This is a genomic window from Novosphingobium sp. PP1Y (genome assembly GCF_000253255.1).
Classification (GTDB): domain Bacteria; phylum Pseudomonadota; class Alphaproteobacteria; order Sphingomonadales; family Sphingomonadaceae; genus Novosphingobium.
In genome coordinates, this window is the sequence record NC_015580.1 from 2391946 (window position 1) to 2410379 (window position 18434).

Genomic DNA, 18434 nt, shown 5'->3' on the forward strand with positions numbered 1-18434 from the left:
TCGACGCCCGCGGCACATTGTCCGGTCATAGCAGTGCGGTCCTATTGGATGGTGGGTGAGCTTAGATCGTTGCTTCGCTGCCTGGGCAACCGGATTATCGGACCCGCTGATCGCGACCGACAAGACGCATGCCATTGAGCACGACCAGGAGGGAGGCGCCGACATCCGCAGCGATCGCGCCCCAGAGCGACGCCATGCCAAGCAGCGTCAAGCCTGCGAAAACGAGTTTTATCCCCAGCGAGAAGCCGATGTTCTGCCGGATGACGGCGAGCGTCGCCCTCGAATGCCGGATGAGCCACGGCAGGCGAGAGAGATCGTCCTGCATCAGCGCGATATCCGCCGTCTCGATCGCCGCATCGCTGCCAATCGCGCCCATGGCGATGCCGAGGCCCGAGCGCGCCATCGCCGGCGCATCATTGACGCCGTCACCAACCATGGCGACCAGGCCGTGCTGTGCTACCAGCCTTTCAATCGCCTGGACCTTCTGTTCGGGAAGCAGCTCGGAGTGAACCTCATCCACGCCGGTATCGCGCGCGATGGCCTCGGCAGGCGCACGACCGTCTCCGGTCAGCATGACGATCTGCGCGATACCGAGCTTATGCAGTTGCGCTACGATCTGTCGGGCCTCGGGGCGCATCGCGTCACCGACGGCAATCACTCCGATGACTGACTCCGCCTCACCGACAACGATCCCGGTCAGTCCAGCCCCGGCTATGCGATGCAATTGGACGGCAAGCGCATCATCGGCTGCGTTCCCAAGCCGCTCTCCAAGATAGCCGGGAGACCCGACCCAGGCCTCGCGACCATCGATCACGCCAACGATGCCTTTGCCGGGCAACGCCGTTACGGACTTTGCGGGGACCACGTCAACGCCGCGTTCCGCGGCGGCATCGAGGATCGCACGCGCAATCGGGTGCTCGCTTCGCGCTTCGATAGCAGCCGCAACCGCCAGCAGTTCAAGTTCGTGCCGGCCGCCAAGCGGGATCAGTTCGATCACCTTGGGACGTCCAAGCGTGAGCGTGCCCGTCTTGTCCATGGCGATCGCGGTGATGCGAGCGGGGGTTTCGAGATGGACCCCGCCTTTGACCAGCACGCCCTGCCGGGCTGCGCCGGTCAGTCCCGCAACGATGCTGACGGGGGTCGAGATAACCAGGGCGCAGGGGCAGGCGATGACAAGCAACACCAGCGCCTGATAAAACCAGGCGGCCCAACTGCCCCCGAGCAGAAGCGGCGGCACGAGGAACACCGCCAGCGCAAGCACCATCACCACCGGCGTGTAGATCCGTGCGAAGCGTTCCACCCATTGTTCGGTCGGCGCACGCTTGCTCTGCGCTTCACCGACCATCCGCACGATACGGGCGAGCGTCGTGTCGGAGGCTGGCCGGGTCGTTATGAGCTCGATCGCGCCCATGCCGTTGATGGTCCCGGCAAAGACCGTTGCGCCTTGCTCGACGGTGACGGGTACGCTTTCGCCTGTAATCGGCGCCTGATCGACCGCGCTGGTCCCCGCGACCACGCGCCCATCGAGCGGAATCTTGCCGCCGGGCGGAACGATCACCTGCGTTCCGACCGCGACCTCGGCGACCGGCACATCCTTCTCGACACCCGCGGCATCGCGTATCCGGGCAGAGTCGGGCGCGATGTCCATGAGCGCCGCGACGGCGCGGCGGGCACGTCCAAGGCTCCATGCCTCGAGGGCAAGAGCAAGCGCGAAGAAGAACGCCACGGTCGCCGCTTCGAACCATTGCCCGATGCCCAGGGCGCCCGCCACCGCGACGATCATGAGCAGGTTCATGTCCGGCCGGAGCCGCCGTGCCGCGAGGACCGCCTTGGGGGCGACGTACCGAACCGCCGAGAGGATCGCCAGCGAATAGGCGAGCATGGCGAGGAAGGGAGGATGAGCCTCCCGCGCCAGACTCTCGTGCAACACCGCGGCGAGGCCGCTCGCGCGGACATGGATCGCAAAGCCCGCCACGACCAACACGCCGCTCGCGATCGTCAGCGCCGCCTGGATGCGGCGCCGGCGCTGCTCGGCTTGCGCGCCGGCACTGTTCACGCCTTCTTTCCAGAGCTCGGCGCGCATGCCGGTGCGCTCGACCGCCTTCAATATTTCGATGTGATGTAGGGCGTCGGTAGCACCCGCGACCGACATGCGGCCATTGATGAGATCGAACGATAGCTTCTCCAACCCGACGACCGGCCCGACTTCGCGCTTGAGCACCGCGACTTCGTCACCGCAGTCCATGCCGTGGATTTTGAAGATGACGCTATTCGGACGGTCAGGAAGCATCTGTTCGACAGGCGTCGGTTCGCCCGAGCAGCTGCTGCAACCGCCGGCCTCTACTTTATCCTCCGCGAATGCATCCGCGGTTTGCAATTCGGCTGTCATTCCGGTGGTCGATACGGCCGCGATCAGCGCCTCCACTCCGATGCCGGACTCGACATCGACATCGAGGAGACCGCGCTTCGGCTGGAACGACAACAGCTGCTCGTCCCCGACAAGCGGGACGAGGACTGCCTTGAGAAGTCGAACCTCATTCTGGCAGTCGAGCCCGTGGACCTTGAAACGCCACCAGCGGCCCATCACGATAGCGTGCGCGTCGGTTTGCTCGACCATATCGTCACCTCGACTCTTCGACATGACGCCCTCTATAAAGTCTGAAGTCACTAGAGGGTCAACCGATATGTCCGTCGAGCTACTCAGCATTGGAAAGCTCGCGAAAGCGACAGGGACGAAGGTCGAGACAATTCGCTACTATGAGAGTGTAGGCTTGCTTGCCCCGCCGGGGCGAACGAAGGGCAATTATCGGGCCTATTCCGCGCAGCATCTCGCACGGCTCAGCTTCATCCGCCGGGCACGCGCGCTGGGTTTCTCGATCGACCAGGTCCAGGAGCTTCTCAAGCTCGCGGACCAGAAAGACATTTCGTGCAAGGCCGTCGACACGATCGCCCGCGAACATCTCGCCGAGATCGACCGGAAGCTTCGGGATCTGAATACCCTCAGATCCGAACTGAGCAGCGTTATCGTCCAGTGCGGGCAGGGCACCATTTCCGAGTGCCGGATCATCGAGACCCTGGCGCCGGATTCCGTGGCGGGCGGTTAGGAGGGGCGGGGTAGCCTCAGAATCATTTTTTTGCGGCCAGTCACGCTAATGCAAACAAGTCGCAAAACTGCTTGACCCTCTAGCTGCTAGAGGGTCTAAAGGAGGAGGATGTTTACGTCCCCGTCCCGCCTCCGCCTTTTGCCGATTCGCGTGCAAGTGCCCTCACGCCACCGATGGGCGCTCCGCATGTTGGCGGTGCTTGGTGCCGTGTTCTGTACACTGGGTGCAAGCGCCATCGCCCAGGCCGAAACGGCGGATGTCCAGACCGCATGGCGGCTTCTAGACTATATGGCGGTCGACTATGGTGATGCGGTCTCCGGAGGCAGGATCAAGAGTGCCTCCGAATATGCTGAAATGACCGAGTTCGCGGCGTCGGTCTCCGCGCGCCTCGCGGCGCTGCCGCCAACGCCTGAACGCGCCCGGCTCCTCGAGGGCGCGACACGGCTTCAGGCGGTCGTTGCCGCCAAGGGCTCGCCGAGCCAGGTTGCCGATCTTGCCCATGGTCTCGCCGCCGATCTGCTGAAAGCCTATCCGGTCCCGCTTGCTCCGGCCAAGGCACCCGATTTCGCCCGTGGCGCGACGCTCTTCGCCCAGAATTGCGCGAGCTGCCACGGTGCGGCCGGCGATGGTCGTGGCCCGAACGCCGCCAAGCTCGCCACCCCGCCGATCGCGTTCACCGATGTCGCCCGGGCCCGCCAGCGCAGTCCCTTCGCGCTCTATCAGGTGATTGACCAGGGCATCGACGGCACGGCGATGCAAAGCTTCTCATCGCTGCCATCTGATGATCGCTGGGCGCTTGCTTTCTATGCGGGACATTTCGCCTTTTCCGATGCGGCCGCTAAGGAGGGCGAACGGCTATGGAAAGCCGATCCCAGCCTTCGCCAAAGGATTCCCGATCTGACGGCACTGGCCGGGCTGACCCCGGAAACGCTCGCCAAGAGCATGGGGCCCGAGCAGGCCGATGCGATCATAGCCTATCTGCGCCGCCACCCCGAAGCCGTGGTTCAGCAGGCACCGGGCTCGCTTGACGTGGCGCGGGGCAAGCTGGCGCAGAGCCTCGCGGCCTATCGCGCGGGCAATCGCCATGCGGCGCAGGAATTAGCGCTGTCGGCCTATCTCGACGGGTTCGAGCCGCTCGAACCCATGCTGACCGCGCGTGACGCAACGCTTATGGGGCATATCGAGAGCGCCATGGGCGAATTCCGCGCATCGCTCCAGCAAGGCCGCCCGGCCGACGAGGTGGCGACCCGCGTCCAGGTGCTCGGTGGTCTGTTCGATGACGCGGAAGCTGCGCTGTCTCCGGACGCGGCGAGCAGTGCATCGACCTTCGTCGGCGCTCTCACCATCCTGCTGCGCGAGGGCCTTGAAGCGCTGTTGATCGTCGTCGCGATGATTGCCTTCCTGCGCAAGGCCGACCGGCCCGAAGTGCTGCCCTATGTCCATGCCGGCTGGATTGGCGCGCTGGCGGTGGGCGCCCTGACCTGGGCGATCGCGACCTATGCGATCGGAATCAGCGGCGCGAGCCGCGAACTGACCGAAGGGTTCGGATCGCTGTTCGCGGCCGTCGTCCTGCTCTCCGTGGGAATCTGGATGCATGGCAAAGCCCAGGCGGATCAATGGCAACGCTACATCCGCGAGAAGATGTCGCGCGCGCTGTCGCGGCAGTCGGCCTGGTTCCTGTTCGGCCTCGCTTTCGTCGTCGTCTATCGCGAGGTGTTCGAGACGATCCTGTTCTATGCCGCGCTCTGGACGCAGGGCAATGGCGGCATGATGCTGGCGGGAGCGGGCTCGGCGGTCTTGCTGCTCGGATTCATTGCCTGGGCGATGCTGCGCTACAGCCGCGACCTGCCGATCGCGAAATTCTTCGCCTACAGCGCGTGGCTGATGGCCATCCTCACCATCGTGCTCGCTGGCAAGGGCGTGGCGGCGCTACAGGAAGCAGGCATCATCGACATCGCACCGTTTGCCGGCGGCATTCGCGTTTCGATGCTCGGCATCTTTCCAACATTCCAGTCGATGGGCGCGCAACTGTTGATGCTTGTGGCCGTGGGCGGGGGATTCGTCCTGAATCGTCGCCGGGCTGCAGCCACCTGATAGGTTTCGAGCCAGCCGGCAAAATTCTTCTTGACCCTATAGCAACTAGGAGACCTCACATGACGAGCTTGGGGCAAGGGATGTTAGGGCGACATCCATGATCTCCAGTACTCGCGTATCCGAGGTCTGAACCCTTCGACAAGACGCGGCTCGTTGCCGAGCACGATCAACCTCACATTCGGTCGCCGCTCGTGACGGCTGCACCAATATCCCGCTTGCGGCCGCTGGGCTCAGGAAGACGAAACCATTCTGTGCGACGGCTATGGAAGCCACGGTCTCCTTCGGTTCGTCCACCTGGATCCGTCAGAACTGATCAGGTCCTGAGGATTGGAATGACGGCTGGATAAAGGGTCAAGCGGCTTTCATCAACGCGCCCTCGATGACGACACCGGCGGTGACATATTTCCACAGCGCGACCCAGCAGTTTTCGGGCCAAGGCCACGACCATCGATTTCTTCAGCCGGCCGTCGTTGAATCGGACCCGTTGCTGGTACCATTGGGCAAGCGCCGATTCTGGCTGGTTGCGGAGCCACAGCCAGGCCAGTTGGATCAGCGTTGTGCGCAGCCGGGGGTTCCCCGCCTTTGACACGCCCTGTTCGCGGTCGACCGATCCACTCTGCCAGGGCGTTGGCGCCAGCCCCGCATAGGCAGCGACCTCTCTCCGGTTGGAGAAGTGCCGGAACAAGCCTTCCGACCAGAGAATGGCGGCGAACTCGGGGCCAATGCCCTTGATATCGAGCAGCATTGCGGCTGGTGCCGGCATGGCGGTAGTTTCCGCGGCAAGCAGCGCGTCCCGCTCGGCCTCCACCGCTCTGATCTGCTCGAGCAGCAGTTCGAGCCGGTCGAGTTCGCGGCCAATCTGGACTTTCAGATGCATCGGTAGCGGACGGCCATCGCCGGTCATGAGTTTTTCCAGCCGCTCCCGCCGGTCGCGGCGCAGCGGCTGATAGCCTGTCACCCCCCGCGCGAAGAGCAGGCCTTTGATGCGATTGGCGTGGCGAATCCGATCCGCGATCAGAACCTTGCGTTCGCGACAAATACGACGTCGATCCTCTTCCTCGGGTGTTGGCACCCTGACCATCGCACACACACGTGGTTCCCCTCGTTTATAGGCCAGCAAGGCCCGGACCAGCGCCTCGCCGTCGATCCGGTCGGTCTTTGCGCGACGACGACGGCGTGAGGTCGCAATTGAAGCGGGATCCACGACGTGGCTTTTTATCCCCTCCTTGCGCAAAACGCGGTGGATCCAGAAGCCATCAAGGCCGGCTTCCTGGATCACGATTATTGGAAAGCTGCGTCCTGTTCGCGCCTGCGCTTTTGCCTGCAGTTGGGTAAAGCGTGCCAATAAACCGGCGATATCCCAGGCGCGCACTACATGCTTCGACAGCTTCTCGCCGCTGCCGGGCAATAGCGAGGTGATCAGCCAGATCGATCGGCTCAGTTCCATTGAAACGAAAATCGCGCCAAGATCGGTCGGGATAGCGGTCGACGCTTGGGTACGGTCAGTTGCAATCTGCATATCGGCCTCCTGAGAGTGTGGTCAGCAAACTCACTCTGCCAGAGTGTCGATCGCTATCCACCTCGTCATGGGATCTGTGAGCGGGTGGGCGTAGAAAGGGGCATTGATAGCTGATTCTATAGGCTTTCCTAGAAGGAGAGCGGCAGGTGGCGCAACGTTCGATTGGACAGGAGCAAGTTGGTTTTGCAGGGCGTGAGCGAGCGGCTTCATCGCTCGACGCGTTGGTATCGCTGATCGACGGGAGCCAGGTCGCGATGCTGATCGATCCGCTCTATCCGGCTGCCAAGGGCGAGCCGGCTTGGCCGCCGCTGGCGATGTTGAGAGCCCTGCTTCTGTCGATCTGGTACGACCTGTCTGACGTGAAGCTGGCCAAAGCGCTCTACGATCGAGCCTCTTTTCGCCGCCTCTGCGGATTTTCCGCGAATGAAGCGACGCCTGAACGTACAGCCTTCGTCAGATTCCGCAGGCTGCTGGTTGCCCACAGGCTTGACCGGACACTGTTTGAAGCCGTGACCACGCAGCTCAAATCAAAGGCGGTGATGATGAAGACCGGAACACTGGTTGATTGTCCCACCTTTGGTTTCAAACCCCCGGCTTTAGCCGGGAAGGGCTTTAGCCGGGAAGGGCTTTAGCCTTGAACTCGGACAGCGCAGGCGCCCAGGCCATTCTCGATGCCATCCGCAAGCGCTGGCCGTGGGTGAAACACCTTAACCAGATAGGCATACCATTGCGCTAACCTCCTAAGTAGCGAAGATACGAATTGATTGCTGTCGCGGCGGGAAATTGGAATCTGTTTGGGGAAGGTGTCGCGGGCACGCGAAGCACAAACATGTTTTTATACGGACAGTGGGGTATTTCCGCAATTTAATAACCGTAATCAGCCGAATCTAAATGGGCTAGATATGTTATAACTTTCTGTGAAATGGGCGTCTTATTGGCCCCAGATTTTTTTTGCTTCGCGAGCCGACGCATGATAGCTCAAGAGCTATGCGATGGCTATCTGTCATGCTTGCGGTCCTGCTCTCGATTTCCCTGGCCACGGGTGTGATGGCGCATGCCGCAGAGCCGGTTGCTTGCATCGACAGTGAGACCGCCTCGGCGCTTGGGCACTTTGAGGGCGATCGCGACGAAGTGCCGTCCGATATCGACAAAGGTACGCCGCATCACCATGCGACCTGTCATGGCCATCACATCGCCGAACCGGCACGCGAGAGCAGGATTAGCCTTGTCAGCATGATCAAATCCTTGCTGTCCATCGCCAATGCCGTGGACGGTTCTTCGGCGCCAACTTACCCCGCGTACCGTCCTCCACGCGCCTGACAGCGTCCTTTTGCCCCGAGTTCCGGGGTTTTCTGGAAAACTGTCAGGAGCCTTTAAATCATGCATCGCTTTATCGCGGCCCTGCTGGCCGTGTCGTCCTGCGCGTCGATCGCACAGGCGCAGACGGCCGCGTCGCCGCCGCATTCGGCACCCCCATATACGCTCGAACGTGCCCTGGATGCGGCCGGAGCCTCTTCACCCAACCTTGAGGCTGCCAACGCTGGCGTGCGCGCGGCTGACGCGGCGCGCACCGTCGCGGGCCTCCGGCCCAATCCTGAAGTCCAGGTTCAGGTCGAGAACGTCGCGGGCTCAGGTCTCTATCGTGGCACGCAGAGCGCCGAGGTCATGACCGGCCTGGCATTGCCGATCGAACTGGGCGGCAAGCGGTCAGCACGCATCGCCGTTGCAGATTCGCGCAGCCTGCGAGCGCGCCTTGAAGCCGCCATCACGCTCGCCGATCTGCGCGAGCGCGTAACCCAGGCCTATATCGCGGCAGCGTCGGCCGAGCGGCGGGTGGAGATCGCGCGTCAACTCGCCGGTTTCGCGGATGAAGGGTTTCGCGCGGCCAGCACGCGCGTAACCGCCGGCGCCGCTTCTCCGATCGAGCAGCAGCGCGCCGACGTTCAGCGCGTCAATGCCAACGTCGCGCTCGATCAGGCACGGCGGGAGGCGGCCGTTGCGCGGGAGAACCTTGGACGCCTGATCGGCGAGCCCGTTGCGGGGCCATTGGATGCCGGCTGGTTCGATCGGGTCGGCGGATATGGCCCGACGCGACCGGCTTCAGCAGACGGAACGCTCATCCTGGCCGCCGCCGAAGCCGACGTGGCCACGGCAAGCGCACAAGTGCGTCTCGCTCGCTCGCAACGTATCCCCGACGTCACATTAAGCGCCGGGGCACGGCGGCTGTCCGCAACTGGCGACACGGCGGCGGTATTCGGGGTCAGCATTCCCTTTCCGCTGTTCAATAGCGGTCGTGCTGCATTGAGCCAAGCGCAGGCCGAACGGCAGGCGGTCGATGCGAAGCGGCGGGTCACTGTCCTCGACACCGAACAGGCGATCGCCGCCGCGCAGGCCGAGCTTGCCAACGCGGCCGCAACCGCGCGCTCGACGGGCGGACCCGCGCTCGCGGCAGCAAGCGAAACGGCCCGCATCGCCAGGATCGGTTATGCGCAAGGCCGTTTCAGCCAGCTCGATCTGCTTGATGCGGAGAGGACTCTGGCCGACACGAGAGGCGCATTCGTCGATGCGCTGGTCGCCTATCACGACGCCGAGGCGCGCCTGGCGCATCTGACGACACCGGCGCCCGATGTGGCTGGGGCGACGCCATGACCGCCTCCGCCTCGCTGATCCTCACCTTCCCCATTCCCCATTCCGAGCTGAACGCGCCCCTGACTGGCCGCTGCTCGATCCGTTTCGGAGATTTTCAATGATAACCCAGGACAAACGACTCCTTGGCGGTGTCACCGGCGCAGTTTTGCTGGCTGCAATCGGTGGTTTCAGCGTCGCACGTTGTACGGCTGATCCGTCGGTGGCATCCGCGCCCGCCAAAGACAGTGCTGAAAGCGAAACACCGTCGGACAGTCTGGCGATGACGCCAGACGCAATCCGCGATGCCGGAATTGCTGTCGAGACCGTTCGAGCCGGCGGCCTCGGCTCGGAGATATTGGTGCAAGGCCAGGTCACAGCCTCACCCACGGGTGAAGCGCTGGTAACGGCACGCGCGGGCGGCGCGGTGACGCGGGTATTCAAGCGGCTCGGCGATCCGGTCCGCGCCGGAGAAGCGCTGGCGATCGTCGAAAGCCGCGATGCGGCACAGATCGCCGCAGATCGCACGGCCGCATCGGCCAGGGCTGTTCTTGCGCAGAAAGCGCTTGCTCGCGAGCGCTACCTGTTCGAGCAGAATGTGTCGGCGCGGGTCGATCTTGAGCGCGCGGAAGCCGAGGCCACCGCGGCCGAAGCCGAAGCCAGGCGAGCGCAGGTGTCCGTTGGCGCGGCTAATGTCACCAAGGACGGCCGTGGCGTTATCGTGGCAAGCCCGATCGCCGGGCGGGTGACCTCCGAGAATGTCAGCCTCGGTGCGTATGTCCAGCCAGAAGCCGAGCTGTTTCGGGTCGCTGATCCGAGCAAAATTCAGGTCGAGGCGGCGATCAATCCCGGCGATGTGGCACGTCTCGCGACCGGTGATCACGCCATCATCGAACTTATTGACGGTCGAACGGTCGAGGGCCGGATACGTGCCGTCACGCCGACTCTGAACGGAGAAACCCGCGCTGCCACGGCGCTCATCGAAGTGCCGGGTGGCATCCTGCAGGCCGGCCTCGGTGTGCGCGTGCGGCTAATGCCCAGTCAGGGCGCGCCGACGAACGCAATCGTGGTTCCGGAAGATGCCGTGCAGAGCGTCGACGGTCGTGACGCAGTGTTCCTTCGCACAGCCCAGGGTTTCCGCGCGCAATTCGTAACGCTCGGCCAGCGCAGTGCAGGCCGGGTCGAGATCGTCTCCGGACTCAAGTCCGGCGCGACGGTCGCCACCCGCAACGCTTTCCTGCTCAAGGCCGAACTCGGCAAGGGCGCGGGCGAGGAGGAATAAGCCATGATCGCATCTCTTATGGCATTGTCAGTCCGCGCGCGGTGGGCGGTGCTGTTCCTCTTCCTCGCGATCGCCGGGCTTGGCGTTTGGCAACTCACCAAGCTGCCGATCGACGCGGTTCCGGACATCACCAACAACCAGGTCCAGATCAACACGGTCGACCGCGGTCTGTCGCCGGTCGAAATGGAAAAACTCGTTACCTATCCGATTGAAACGGCGCTGGCCGGCATTCCTGGTCTCGAAACCACACGCTCGCTGTCGCGTAACGGGTTCAGTCAGGTCACCGCGATCTTCTCGGACTCCACCGACCTCTATTTCGCAAGGCAGCAGGTCGGTGAACGGCTCATCCAGGCGCAGGAAAATCTGCCTCAGGGCGTGCAGCCTCAGATCGGGCCGGTGACGACGGGTCTCGGCGAAGTCGTCATGTATACCGTCGGCTATGCCAACCCCGACGGGCAAGGCGCGAAGAAAGTCGACGGCCAGCCGGGCTGGCAATCGGACGGCAGCTATCTCACGCCCGAAGGCGACCGCCTTACTGATGAAGTCGCGAAGGCGGGCTATCTGCGCACGGTGCAGGACTGGATCATCCGGCCGCAACTGCGCACGGTTCCCGGCGTGGCCGGGGTCGATTCGATCGGCGGCTACGCTAAGACCTTCGTGGTCGAGCCCGATCCGGTCAAGCTGTCGAGCTACGGCATTTCCTATACAGAGTTGGGCGAAGCCCTCGAAGCCGCCAATCTCGCGGTCGGCGCCAACTACTTCAATCGCGGCGGCGAGGCCTATCTGGTGCGTGCGGACGCGCGCATTCGCTCGGTCGATGAAATCCGCAATGCCGTCGCCGCAACGCGCGGCGGGGCTCCGATCACAGTCGGCCAGATCGCGAATGTGAAGATAGGCGGCGATCTGCGCACCGGCGCGGCAAGCATGAACGGCCAGGAAGCGGTCGTCGGCACGGCCCTGATGCTGATCGGCGAGAACAGCCGCGTCGTGGCTCAGGCGGTGAACGAGAAGCTCGACCAAGTGAAATCAACCCTGCCGGCAGGTGTCGAGGTCAAGGTGGTGCTTGACCGCGCGAAGCTGGTCAATGCCACGGTCGGCACTGTCGAGCGCAACCTCACCGAAGGCGCTTTGCTGGTGGCCGCGTCGCTGTTCCTGCTGCTCGGCAACTGGCGCGCGGCGATCATCGCCGTCCTCGTCATTCCCTTCTCCTTCCTGATGATGGCGATGGGCATGAACGCCTTCCGGGTGCCGGGTAACCTCATGAGCCTCGGCGCGCTCGACTTCGGCCTGATCGTCGACGGTGCGGTGATCATCATCGAAAACTGTCTAGCCCGCCTCGCGCACCGCCAGGAACATGAAGGCCGTTTGCTCAGTCTGCGCGAGCGTCTCGAAGAGACGATGCACGCCAGTCAGGAAATGATCAAACCGACCGTGTTCGGTCAGGCGATCATCCTGCTGGCCTTCGCACCGCTGCTGATGTTCACCGGGGTCGAGGGCAAGACCTTCTCGCCCATGGCGATCACCATCATGCTCGCGCTGGTGGCGGCATTCATCCTCGCCATCACGCTGGTTCCGGCGCTGGTCGCCCTGCTTATCCGGGGCAAGGTCGCCGAAAAGGACGTCTGGCTGATCCGCAAGTCGAAGGAGCGCTATCTGCCGCTGCTCGACAAGGCGATCGCTCGGCCCTGGCCGTTCATCTTCGGCGGGTTGGCCTTCTTCCTCGCGGCGGTGCCGGTGTTCGGATTGCTGGGCTCGGAGTTCATTCCGCAGCTCGACGAGAAGAACCTGGCGCTGGCGTCGACCCGTGTGCCCTCCGTCAGCCTTGAGCAATCGTTGGCGATGCAACGCGGCGTTGAAAAGGCCGTGACCAAGCTGCCCGAAGTCGAGCTGATGTTCTCGAAAACCGGCACGGCGGAAGTCGCGACCGATCCGATGCCGCCGAACGTCTCTGACGGCTTCGTCATTTTGAAACCGGAGGACCAATGGCCACGGGACGTCAAATCCAAAGCGGACGTGATCGAGCGGATCGAGAAAGCGGCCGGCAGCAAGCTGGGCCAGCTTTATGAGGTCAGCCAGCCGATCCAGTTGCGTTTCAACGAACTGATCGCCGGCGTGCGCGGCGACGTCGCCATCAAGCTCTATGGTGACGATCTCGACAAGATGTCGGCGTCGGCCAACGAGATCGTGCGCGTGCTCCAGTCGATCCCCGGCGCTTCCAGCGTCAAAGCGGACCAGACCGGCGGTGCGCCGACGCTCGACGTCCGGTTCGACCGCGCGGCCATCGCCCGGTACGGCCTCACCGTTCGGGAGGTTGCCGATACCGTGGCCGCCGGCATGGGCGGCCGCGCTTCGGGGCTGCTGTTCGAGGGCGACCGACGTTTCGACATCATCGTAAGGGTACCGGACGCCACGAGGGTCAACCTTGATGACGTGCTCGCGCTCCCGGTGATGCTGCCCAAGGAGGAAGGCTATGCGCGCAGCTCGGTTCCACTGTCGCAGGTCGCCCAGATCAGGTTCACCGAAGGGCTGAACCAGATCAGTCGCGAGAACGGCAAGCGCAGGGTCGTGATTCAGGCGAACCTGCAAGGCCGCGACGCGGGCTCCTTCGTTGCGGAGGCGCAGGCCAAGGTTGCGCAGGTCAAGCTGCCGGCAGGCTATTATCTGGAGTGGGGCGGTCAGTTCCAGAATCTCCAGGCCGCCGCTGACCGTCTGTCGATCGTCGTGCCGCTCTGCTTCCTGGCGATCTTCGGGCTGCTCTATATGGCGCTCGGCGGGTTCGGCCGTGCCGCGGCTGTGTTCCTCGCGGTCCCGTTGGGACTTGCCGGCGGCGTGTTCACCCTCGCCATGACCGGCATCGCCTTCTCCGTGTCGGCGGCGGTCGGGTTCATCTGCCTGGCGGGCGTCGCCGTGCTCAACGGTCTCGTCGTGATGACCGCTATCCGCGAGCGGCTGGAGGCAGGTGTCGCGCTGCCCGAGGCCATTCGCGAAGGCATGGCCGAAAAGATGCGCGCGGTCGTGATGACCGGCTTCGTGCCGGCGATCGGCTTCGTGCCGATGGCGCTCGCGCACGGCACCGGCGCCGAGGTCCAGAAGCCGCTTGCGACGACCGTCATCGGCGGCCTCATCGCGGCGACCATCCTCACGCTGCTGGTGCTGCCGGCGATCGCCAAGGTCGTCCTCGGCCTCAACATCCAATGGAAGAGAAGAAAGTCAGAACCGGAAGTCGGTGAGCAGCCGGCAGCCGCTGAAGGAGAGGCATGATGGAAAAGAAGGGTCAGAAGCTGCTGCGCATCTACACCGATGAAGCGGCCTATATCGGCGACCGCAAGGTCTTCGAATATGTCGCTTCGCTGGCGCGCGATCAAAAAATCGCCGGTGTGACCGTCCTGGAAGCCTTGATGGGTTTTGGCGGCTCGGCGCGGCTCCATCGCCGTCATGTCCTCGAAAGCAACCGCGCGGTGGTCATCGAGATCATCGATGTCGAAGATGCGCTACGGGCGTTTGTTGCCTTGCTGGCGGATGTTCCCGACATCGGGATCATCACGCTCGAAACCGTCGAGGTGATCGGCGGCAAGGCGTTGCAAGCCGCTGTCGGCGTGCAGGCGTGATTGCTGCGATCGATGCAGCGGCCCAGGCGCGATGGGCGATCCAGCCCATCGCGCTCAACTGTACCAGTTTTCCGGCGCGGGCTGCACAGAATGCTGATCGCGACGGACAAGTCCCTGGCCACGCAAGTCAAGCGAGGTTCCACCATTGCCCGGTATTCCCAGGGAAAGCTCAAAGAGCCGTCGGACGTGTAGCGGCGCCCTGCCTGCGAAAGGGGGTTTGATGTCAACGCTCACCTACACGATCATGCCTGTCGCGGCCGTCATTGTCGGCGCGATCGTTTCCCTCCTGCGAACGCCAAGCGGGCGCTTTGTCAGCGCCATGCAGCATCTGGCGGCCGGCGTGGTGTTCGCGGCTGCGGCGACCGAAATCCTGCCGCAGATCAAGCACGACGCGGCCCCGGTCGCGACCCTGGTGGGCGGGACGGTCGGCGTCGGCGCCATGCTGCTGCTGAAGGCTCTCGAAGAGAGAGCTACCGGATCTCTAGCGATGATTGGCGCTGTCGCCATCGACATCCTCGTCGATGGGCTGGTGCTGGGCCTTGCCTTTCTCGCAGGCGAGAAGGCAGGAATTCTGCTGACGATCGCGCTGACGCTGGAGGTCCTGTTCCTCGGGCTGACCCTCACGAGCGACCTTCGTAAGTCAGTCCGTGCAGCCTGGAAGGTGGTGGCCGTCGTTGCCGCGATCGGTTTGCTGCTGCCTCTCGGCGCGGTTCTGGCGATGCCGGTAGCGACCCTGTCGCAGCCGATCATCGTCGCCTTCCTGAGCTTTGGGCTCATGGCGCTCCTTTATCTCGTAACCGAGGAATTGCTCGTCGATGCGCACCAATGTCCGGACAGTCCTCTGGTCACCGGCATGTTCTTCGCGGGCTTCCTGGGGCTGCTCATTTTTGAGGAGCTTATGTGAGTCCAGCACCGACAGATCGCGCCATCGAGAGCAAAGCCTGTCGAGCCCGGGAGCGCCGGCATAGCCTTCTCGACGGCATCGGAAATGGTCCCCCACAAGCGCAAAGCCCTCATGCGCGCTTGTGCGAGAAGGGCCCGCGCCGTGGACGTTCTGCCCCCCCGTTCACGGCGAAAGTTTGTAGCCGCCAGTGTCACGGCGAGGCGACGAAACGGCGGCGGCCGTGCGTCCCGTTGGCGTCCATGTTGCTGCTCGCGGCCAACGCTGGCTGTTCGCCCGAAAGCTCCGACGCTGGGAGTGCCGGGCTCACCGGAACCCATAGCTTCGTCTGCGCGAACGCCACGAAGGTGCGCGTCGAATTTCTCGGCGATGACGGTCTGACAGTCGAGGCCGCGATTTTGCCTGATGGCGAATCCGAACATCTAACCGCGCCCGCGGCCGGCGTCACCTATTTCGGCGACACTATGAACCTCTCGATCTCCAACGATTGGGTGGTTGTCATCCGCCCCGACGCGAAAACGCAAATCTGCCAGCGCGCCGCTTCCAATCAGCCACGGGACGGGCACCCGCCTCCCTGACCGGGCCGCGCCCTTGCACTTCCGCATCGGCGCGGAACCAGGCCCGAGCAAACATTGAGGAGGTTTCATGACGGACCAGATTCAACTCGAAATTCCGCTTATCCTACCCGACATCCCCGATGCCGATGATGCTTGTGTGGCTCGGCTGACAGCCGATCTCTCAGCGCGCGCCGGCATCGAAAAGGCGCATGTCGTTCCGGCCAAAGGGGGCAAGCCCGCACTGCTCTGCATCCATTATGATTCTGACACGCTGTCGCTTTCGCGCATCCGCGACATCGCCCGCTCTGCGGGAGCTGCGATTGCCGAGCGCTACGGTCATGTGCTGTGGCCGGTGAGCGGGATCGGTCACCAAAGAAAAGCGCGTACGGTGAGCGAGCAACTGCACGCCATGTCGGGCGTAATTGAAGCAGATGCCAATGCCTCGGGCCTAGTGCGCGTGGAGTTCGACCGCGATCAGGTGTCCGAAAAGCAGATTGTGGATGCGCTGTCGCGATTGGGCGTCCGGCGGTCTGCCGCCGCTCCAGGCGGAGCCCAAGCCGGTAACAGTCATGGCGCAGGTCGGGAGGATTTGAGAGCCGACCATGCACACGGCGATGGCCACGGTCATGATCATGATCACGGCGGAGTTCTCGGTTCCAATACGGAATTAATCTTTGCGTTGGCTTGTGGGGCGTTGCTGGGGATTGGCTTTGCAATCGACAAGCTCGACGCTGGCGTATCCACGTGGCTATCGATTGCCTTCTACATCGGAGCTTACGTGTCCGGCGGCTTCTTCACCGTGCGCGAGGCGATCGACAATCTCCGACTGCGGAAATTCGAGATCGACACTCTCATGCTGCTGGCGGCGGCCGGCGCCGCAGCGCTAGGCGCTTTCGCCGAAGGCGCGCTCCTACTCTTTCTATTCAGCCTCGGCCACGCCCTAGAGCACTATGCGATGGGCCGCGCCAAACGCGCAATTGAGGCATTGGCTGAACTGGCGCCTCGAACGGCGCTCCTTCGGCTCGAAGACGGCGGCACGGAAGAGGTCGCTGTTGAAGAGTTGGTCCCTCGCGATCTCATCGTGGTGAAGCCTGACACGCGAATTCCCGCAGATGGCTTTCTTGTCAAAGGTACCACGAGCATCAATCAGGCCCCTGTGACAGGCGAGAGCATGCCGGTCGATAAGCGGCCGGTGATGGACGATGCGGCGGCAAGGGCAAATCCCGATCGTATAGATGCTGCAAACCGGGCTTTCGCAGGCACGATCAACGGCAGCGGGCTTATCGAAATTGAGGTAACGCGCTCGTCGAACGAAAGTACACTGGCGAAAGTTATTCAGCTCGTCAGTGAGGCCGAAACCCAGAAATCGCCGACCCAGCGATTTACTGACAGGTTTGAACGCTTCTTCGTGCCCGCGGTCCTGGCGGTGGCATTCATGCTGCTGTTTGCCTGGGTCGTTGTCGACGAACCATTCCGGGACAGCTTCTATCGCGCGATGGCAGTCCTTGTGGCGGCAAGCCCATGTGCATTGGCGATCGCCACTCCGAGCGCGGTGCTCTCTGGTGTCGCGCGCGCGGCGCGGGGCGGCGTGCTTGTCAAAGGCGGCGCTCCACTCGAACTGCTTGGATCGCTCGACGCCATAGCTTTCGACAAAACTGGAACGCTCACCTTAGGCGAGCCTCGAATCCAACAAGTTATCCCGGCCGATGGCGTGCTGAAGGAAGACCTCATGGCGATCGCCGTCGCGGTCGAAAGTCTGAGCGACCATCCACTTGCGCGGGCGATCGCGCGCGATGGACGCGATCACGTCGGACAAAATTCCATCCCGCGAGCTGAAAGCCTGAAGAGCCTGACGGGGCGCGGCGTCTCAGCCCTTGTTGGTGAGGACGAGGTCCTCATCGGCAAGGCCGAGATGTTCGGCACTGATGGCATCGCCCCGTTGTCGCAGGAAATGAAGGAGGCAATCGAAAGGCTGAGGACTGCCGGACAGACGAGCATGGTGGTCCGGCGGGATCAGCAAGACTTAGGGGCCATCGGGCTCATGGACACGCCGCGCCCGGCCGCAAGAGACGCGCTCGATCGTCTCCGTCGCATCGGGATCGCGCGAATGATCATGATCTCGGGCGATCACCAACGTGTCGCCGAGGCCGTGGCGAAGCAGGTCGGGATTGACGAAGCCTGGGGCGATCTATTGCCCGAGGACAAAGTGGAAGCGATCAAAAAGCTTCGCGCCGCAACTAAGGTTGCGATGGTGGGTGACGGCGTAAATGACGCTCCTGCTATGGCGAGCGCGACGGTGGGGGTTGCGATGGGCGCCGCTGGCTCCGACGTGGCGTTGGAGACGGCAGATGTCGCGTTGATGGCTGACGATCTGTCGCACCTTCCCTTTGTAGTCGGGCTGAGCCACCGAACGCGATCAATCATTCGGCAGAATGTATTTGTGAGCCTCGGCGTGGTTACCATTCTCGTCCCGGCGACGATCTTGGGGTTTGGCATCGGCCCGGCCGTGGCAGTGCATGAAGGCTCGACCCTGCTCGTGGTATTCAATGCGCTGCGATTGCTTGGCTACCGGGACAACGGGGAGACATAGTACCGTAAGGACTCGCGGGACATCTCTCAGAGCCATTCCTCAAAAGTAGTTGGGTGATATCATTCAGTTGCGCTTGACGCGCCGGCGCATCGCGGACCCTCAGGTTTTGCGAAAAAGGTTGAGAATTGAATGATGTGGACCGATATCGTCCACA

12 protein-coding genes and 1 pseudogene are annotated in these 18434 nt (G+C 63.2%); 11 read left to right on the forward strand and 2 right to left on the reverse strand.

All coding sequences use genetic code 11. From position 1 onward, the window contains the following. Positions 1–94 precede the first annotated feature (94 nt). Positions 95–2641, reverse strand: a complete 2547-nt coding sequence (locus PP1Y_RS17385) for a cation-translocating P-type ATPase (protein ID WP_232512419.1) — start codon at positions 2639–2641, stop codon at positions 95–97. 43 nt (positions 2642–2684) lie between these two features. On the opposite strand from PP1Y_RS17385, the gene PP1Y_RS17390 reads away from it, so the two are divergent. Both PP1Y_RS17390 and PP1Y_RS17395 read left to right on the forward strand, forming a co-directional pair. Beyond that, the gene (locus PP1Y_RS17390; RefSeq protein ID WP_013833391.1) at positions 2685–3104 is read left to right on the forward strand and encodes a helix-turn-helix domain-containing protein; all 420 of its coding nucleotides are present in this window, start codon (positions 2685–2687) and stop codon (positions 3102–3104) included. 186 nt (positions 3105–3290) lie between these two features. Further along, positions 3291–5198, forward strand: a complete 1908-nt coding sequence (locus PP1Y_RS17395; protein WP_013833392.1) for a cytochrome c/FTR1 family iron permease — start codon at positions 3291–3293, stop codon at positions 5196–5198. A gap of 351 nt (positions 5199–5549) precedes the next feature. Here the strand turns inward: PP1Y_RS17395 and PP1Y_RS17400 are convergent. Further along, positions 5550–6717: pseudogene (locus PP1Y_RS17400) on the reverse strand (IS110 family transposase). A 146-nt stretch (positions 6718–6863) separates the two neighbouring features. On the opposite strand from PP1Y_RS17400, the gene PP1Y_RS17405 reads away from it, so the two are divergent. From PP1Y_RS17405 to PP1Y_RS17450, 9 genes are all read left to right on the forward strand, one after another. Continuing rightward, positions 6864–7349: a transposase gene (locus PP1Y_RS17405; protein ID WP_198409096.1), complete on the forward strand. Its 486-nt coding sequence runs from the start codon at positions 6864–6866 to the stop codon at positions 7347–7349. Positions 7350–7722: 373 nt separating this feature from the next. Further along, positions 7723–8037 (forward strand): hypothetical protein, encoded by a 315-nt coding sequence (locus PP1Y_RS24725; protein ID WP_051010053.1) that lies wholly within the window; start codon positions 7723–7725, stop codon positions 8035–8037. A 60-nt stretch (positions 8038–8097) separates the two neighbouring features. After that, positions 8098–9366, forward strand: coding sequence for a TolC family protein (locus tag PP1Y_RS17420; protein WP_013833395.1), 1269 nt, complete (start codon positions 8098–8100; stop codon positions 9364–9366). 97 nt (positions 9367–9463) lie between these two features. Next, positions 9464–10624 (forward strand): efflux RND transporter periplasmic adaptor subunit, encoded by a 1161-nt coding sequence (locus tag PP1Y_RS17425; RefSeq protein ID WP_013833396.1) that lies wholly within the window; start codon positions 9464–9466, stop codon positions 10622–10624. Between the two features lie 3 nt (positions 10625–10627). Continuing rightward, a complete protein-coding gene (locus PP1Y_RS17430) occupies positions 10628–13885 on the forward strand; it encodes an efflux RND transporter permease subunit (RefSeq protein WP_013833397.1) in 3258 nt (1085 codons plus the stop codon). Then, positions 13885–14232 carry a DUF190 domain-containing protein gene (locus PP1Y_RS17435; protein ID WP_013833398.1) on the forward strand — a complete coding sequence of 116 codons (348 nt, stop codon included), beginning with the start codon at positions 13885–13887 and terminating at the stop codon, positions 14230–14232. Before PP1Y_RS17430 ends, PP1Y_RS17435 begins: the two co-directional genes overlap by 1 nt. Before the next feature lie 220 nt (positions 14233–14452). Then, the gene (locus tag PP1Y_RS17440) at positions 14453–15136 is read left to right on the forward strand and encodes a ZIP family metal transporter (RefSeq protein ID WP_013833399.1); all 684 of its coding nucleotides are present in this window, start codon (positions 14453–14455) and stop codon (positions 15134–15136) included. A gap of 239 nt (positions 15137–15375) precedes the next feature. After that, positions 15376–15711 carry a hypothetical protein gene (locus tag PP1Y_RS17445; protein ID WP_051010054.1) on the forward strand — a complete coding sequence of 112 codons (336 nt, stop codon included), beginning with the start codon at positions 15376–15378 and terminating at the stop codon, positions 15709–15711. Positions 15712–15778: 67 nt separating this feature from the next. Further along, entirely contained in the window at positions 15779–18280 is a 2502-nt protein-coding gene (locus tag PP1Y_RS17450) for a heavy metal translocating P-type ATPase (protein ID WP_013833400.1), read from the forward strand. The last annotated feature ends 154 nt before the right edge of the window (positions 18281–18434 follow it).

What these genes read in the sequence shown, in the direction of transcription:
- PP1Y_RS17420 (WP_013833395.1), top strand. Translation starts at nt 8,098, where the DNA reads ATGCATCGCTTTATCGCGGCCCTGCTGGCCGTGTCGTCCTGCGCGTCG.
- PP1Y_RS17435 (WP_013833398.1), top strand. Translation starts at nt 13,885, where the DNA reads ATGGAAAAGAAGGGTCAGAAGCTGCTGCGCATCTACACCGATGAAGCG.
- PP1Y_RS17395 (WP_013833392.1), top strand. Translation starts at nt 3,291, where the DNA reads ATGTTGGCGGTGCTTGGTGCCGTGTTCTGTACACTGGGTGCAAGCGCC.
- PP1Y_RS17440 (WP_013833399.1), top strand. Translation starts at nt 14,453, where the DNA reads ATGTCAACGCTCACCTACACGATCATGCCTGTCGCGGCCGTCATTGTC.
- PP1Y_RS17445 (WP_051010054.1), top strand. Translation starts at nt 15,376, where the DNA reads ATGTTGCTGCTCGCGGCCAACGCTGGCTGTTCGCCCGAAAGCTCCGAC.
- PP1Y_RS17390 (WP_013833391.1), top strand. Translation starts at nt 2,685, where the DNA reads ATGTCCGTCGAGCTACTCAGCATTGGAAAGCTCGCGAAAGCGACAGGG.
- PP1Y_RS17430 (WP_013833397.1), top strand. Translation starts at nt 10,628, where the DNA reads ATGATCGCATCTCTTATGGCATTGTCAGTCCGCGCGCGGTGGGCGGTG.
- PP1Y_RS17450 (WP_013833400.1), top strand. Translation starts at nt 15,779, where the DNA reads ATGACGGACCAGATTCAACTCGAAATTCCGCTTATCCTACCCGACATC.
- PP1Y_RS24725 (WP_051010053.1), top strand. Translation starts at nt 7,723, where the DNA reads ATGCTTGCGGTCCTGCTCTCGATTTCCCTGGCCACGGGTGTGATGGCG.
- PP1Y_RS17385 (WP_232512419.1), bottom strand. Translation starts at nt 2,641, where the DNA reads ATGTCGAAGAGTCGAGGTGACGATATGGTCGAGCAAACCGACGCGCAC.
- PP1Y_RS17425 (WP_013833396.1), top strand. Translation starts at nt 9,464, where the DNA reads ATGATAACCCAGGACAAACGACTCCTTGGCGGTGTCACCGGCGCAGTT.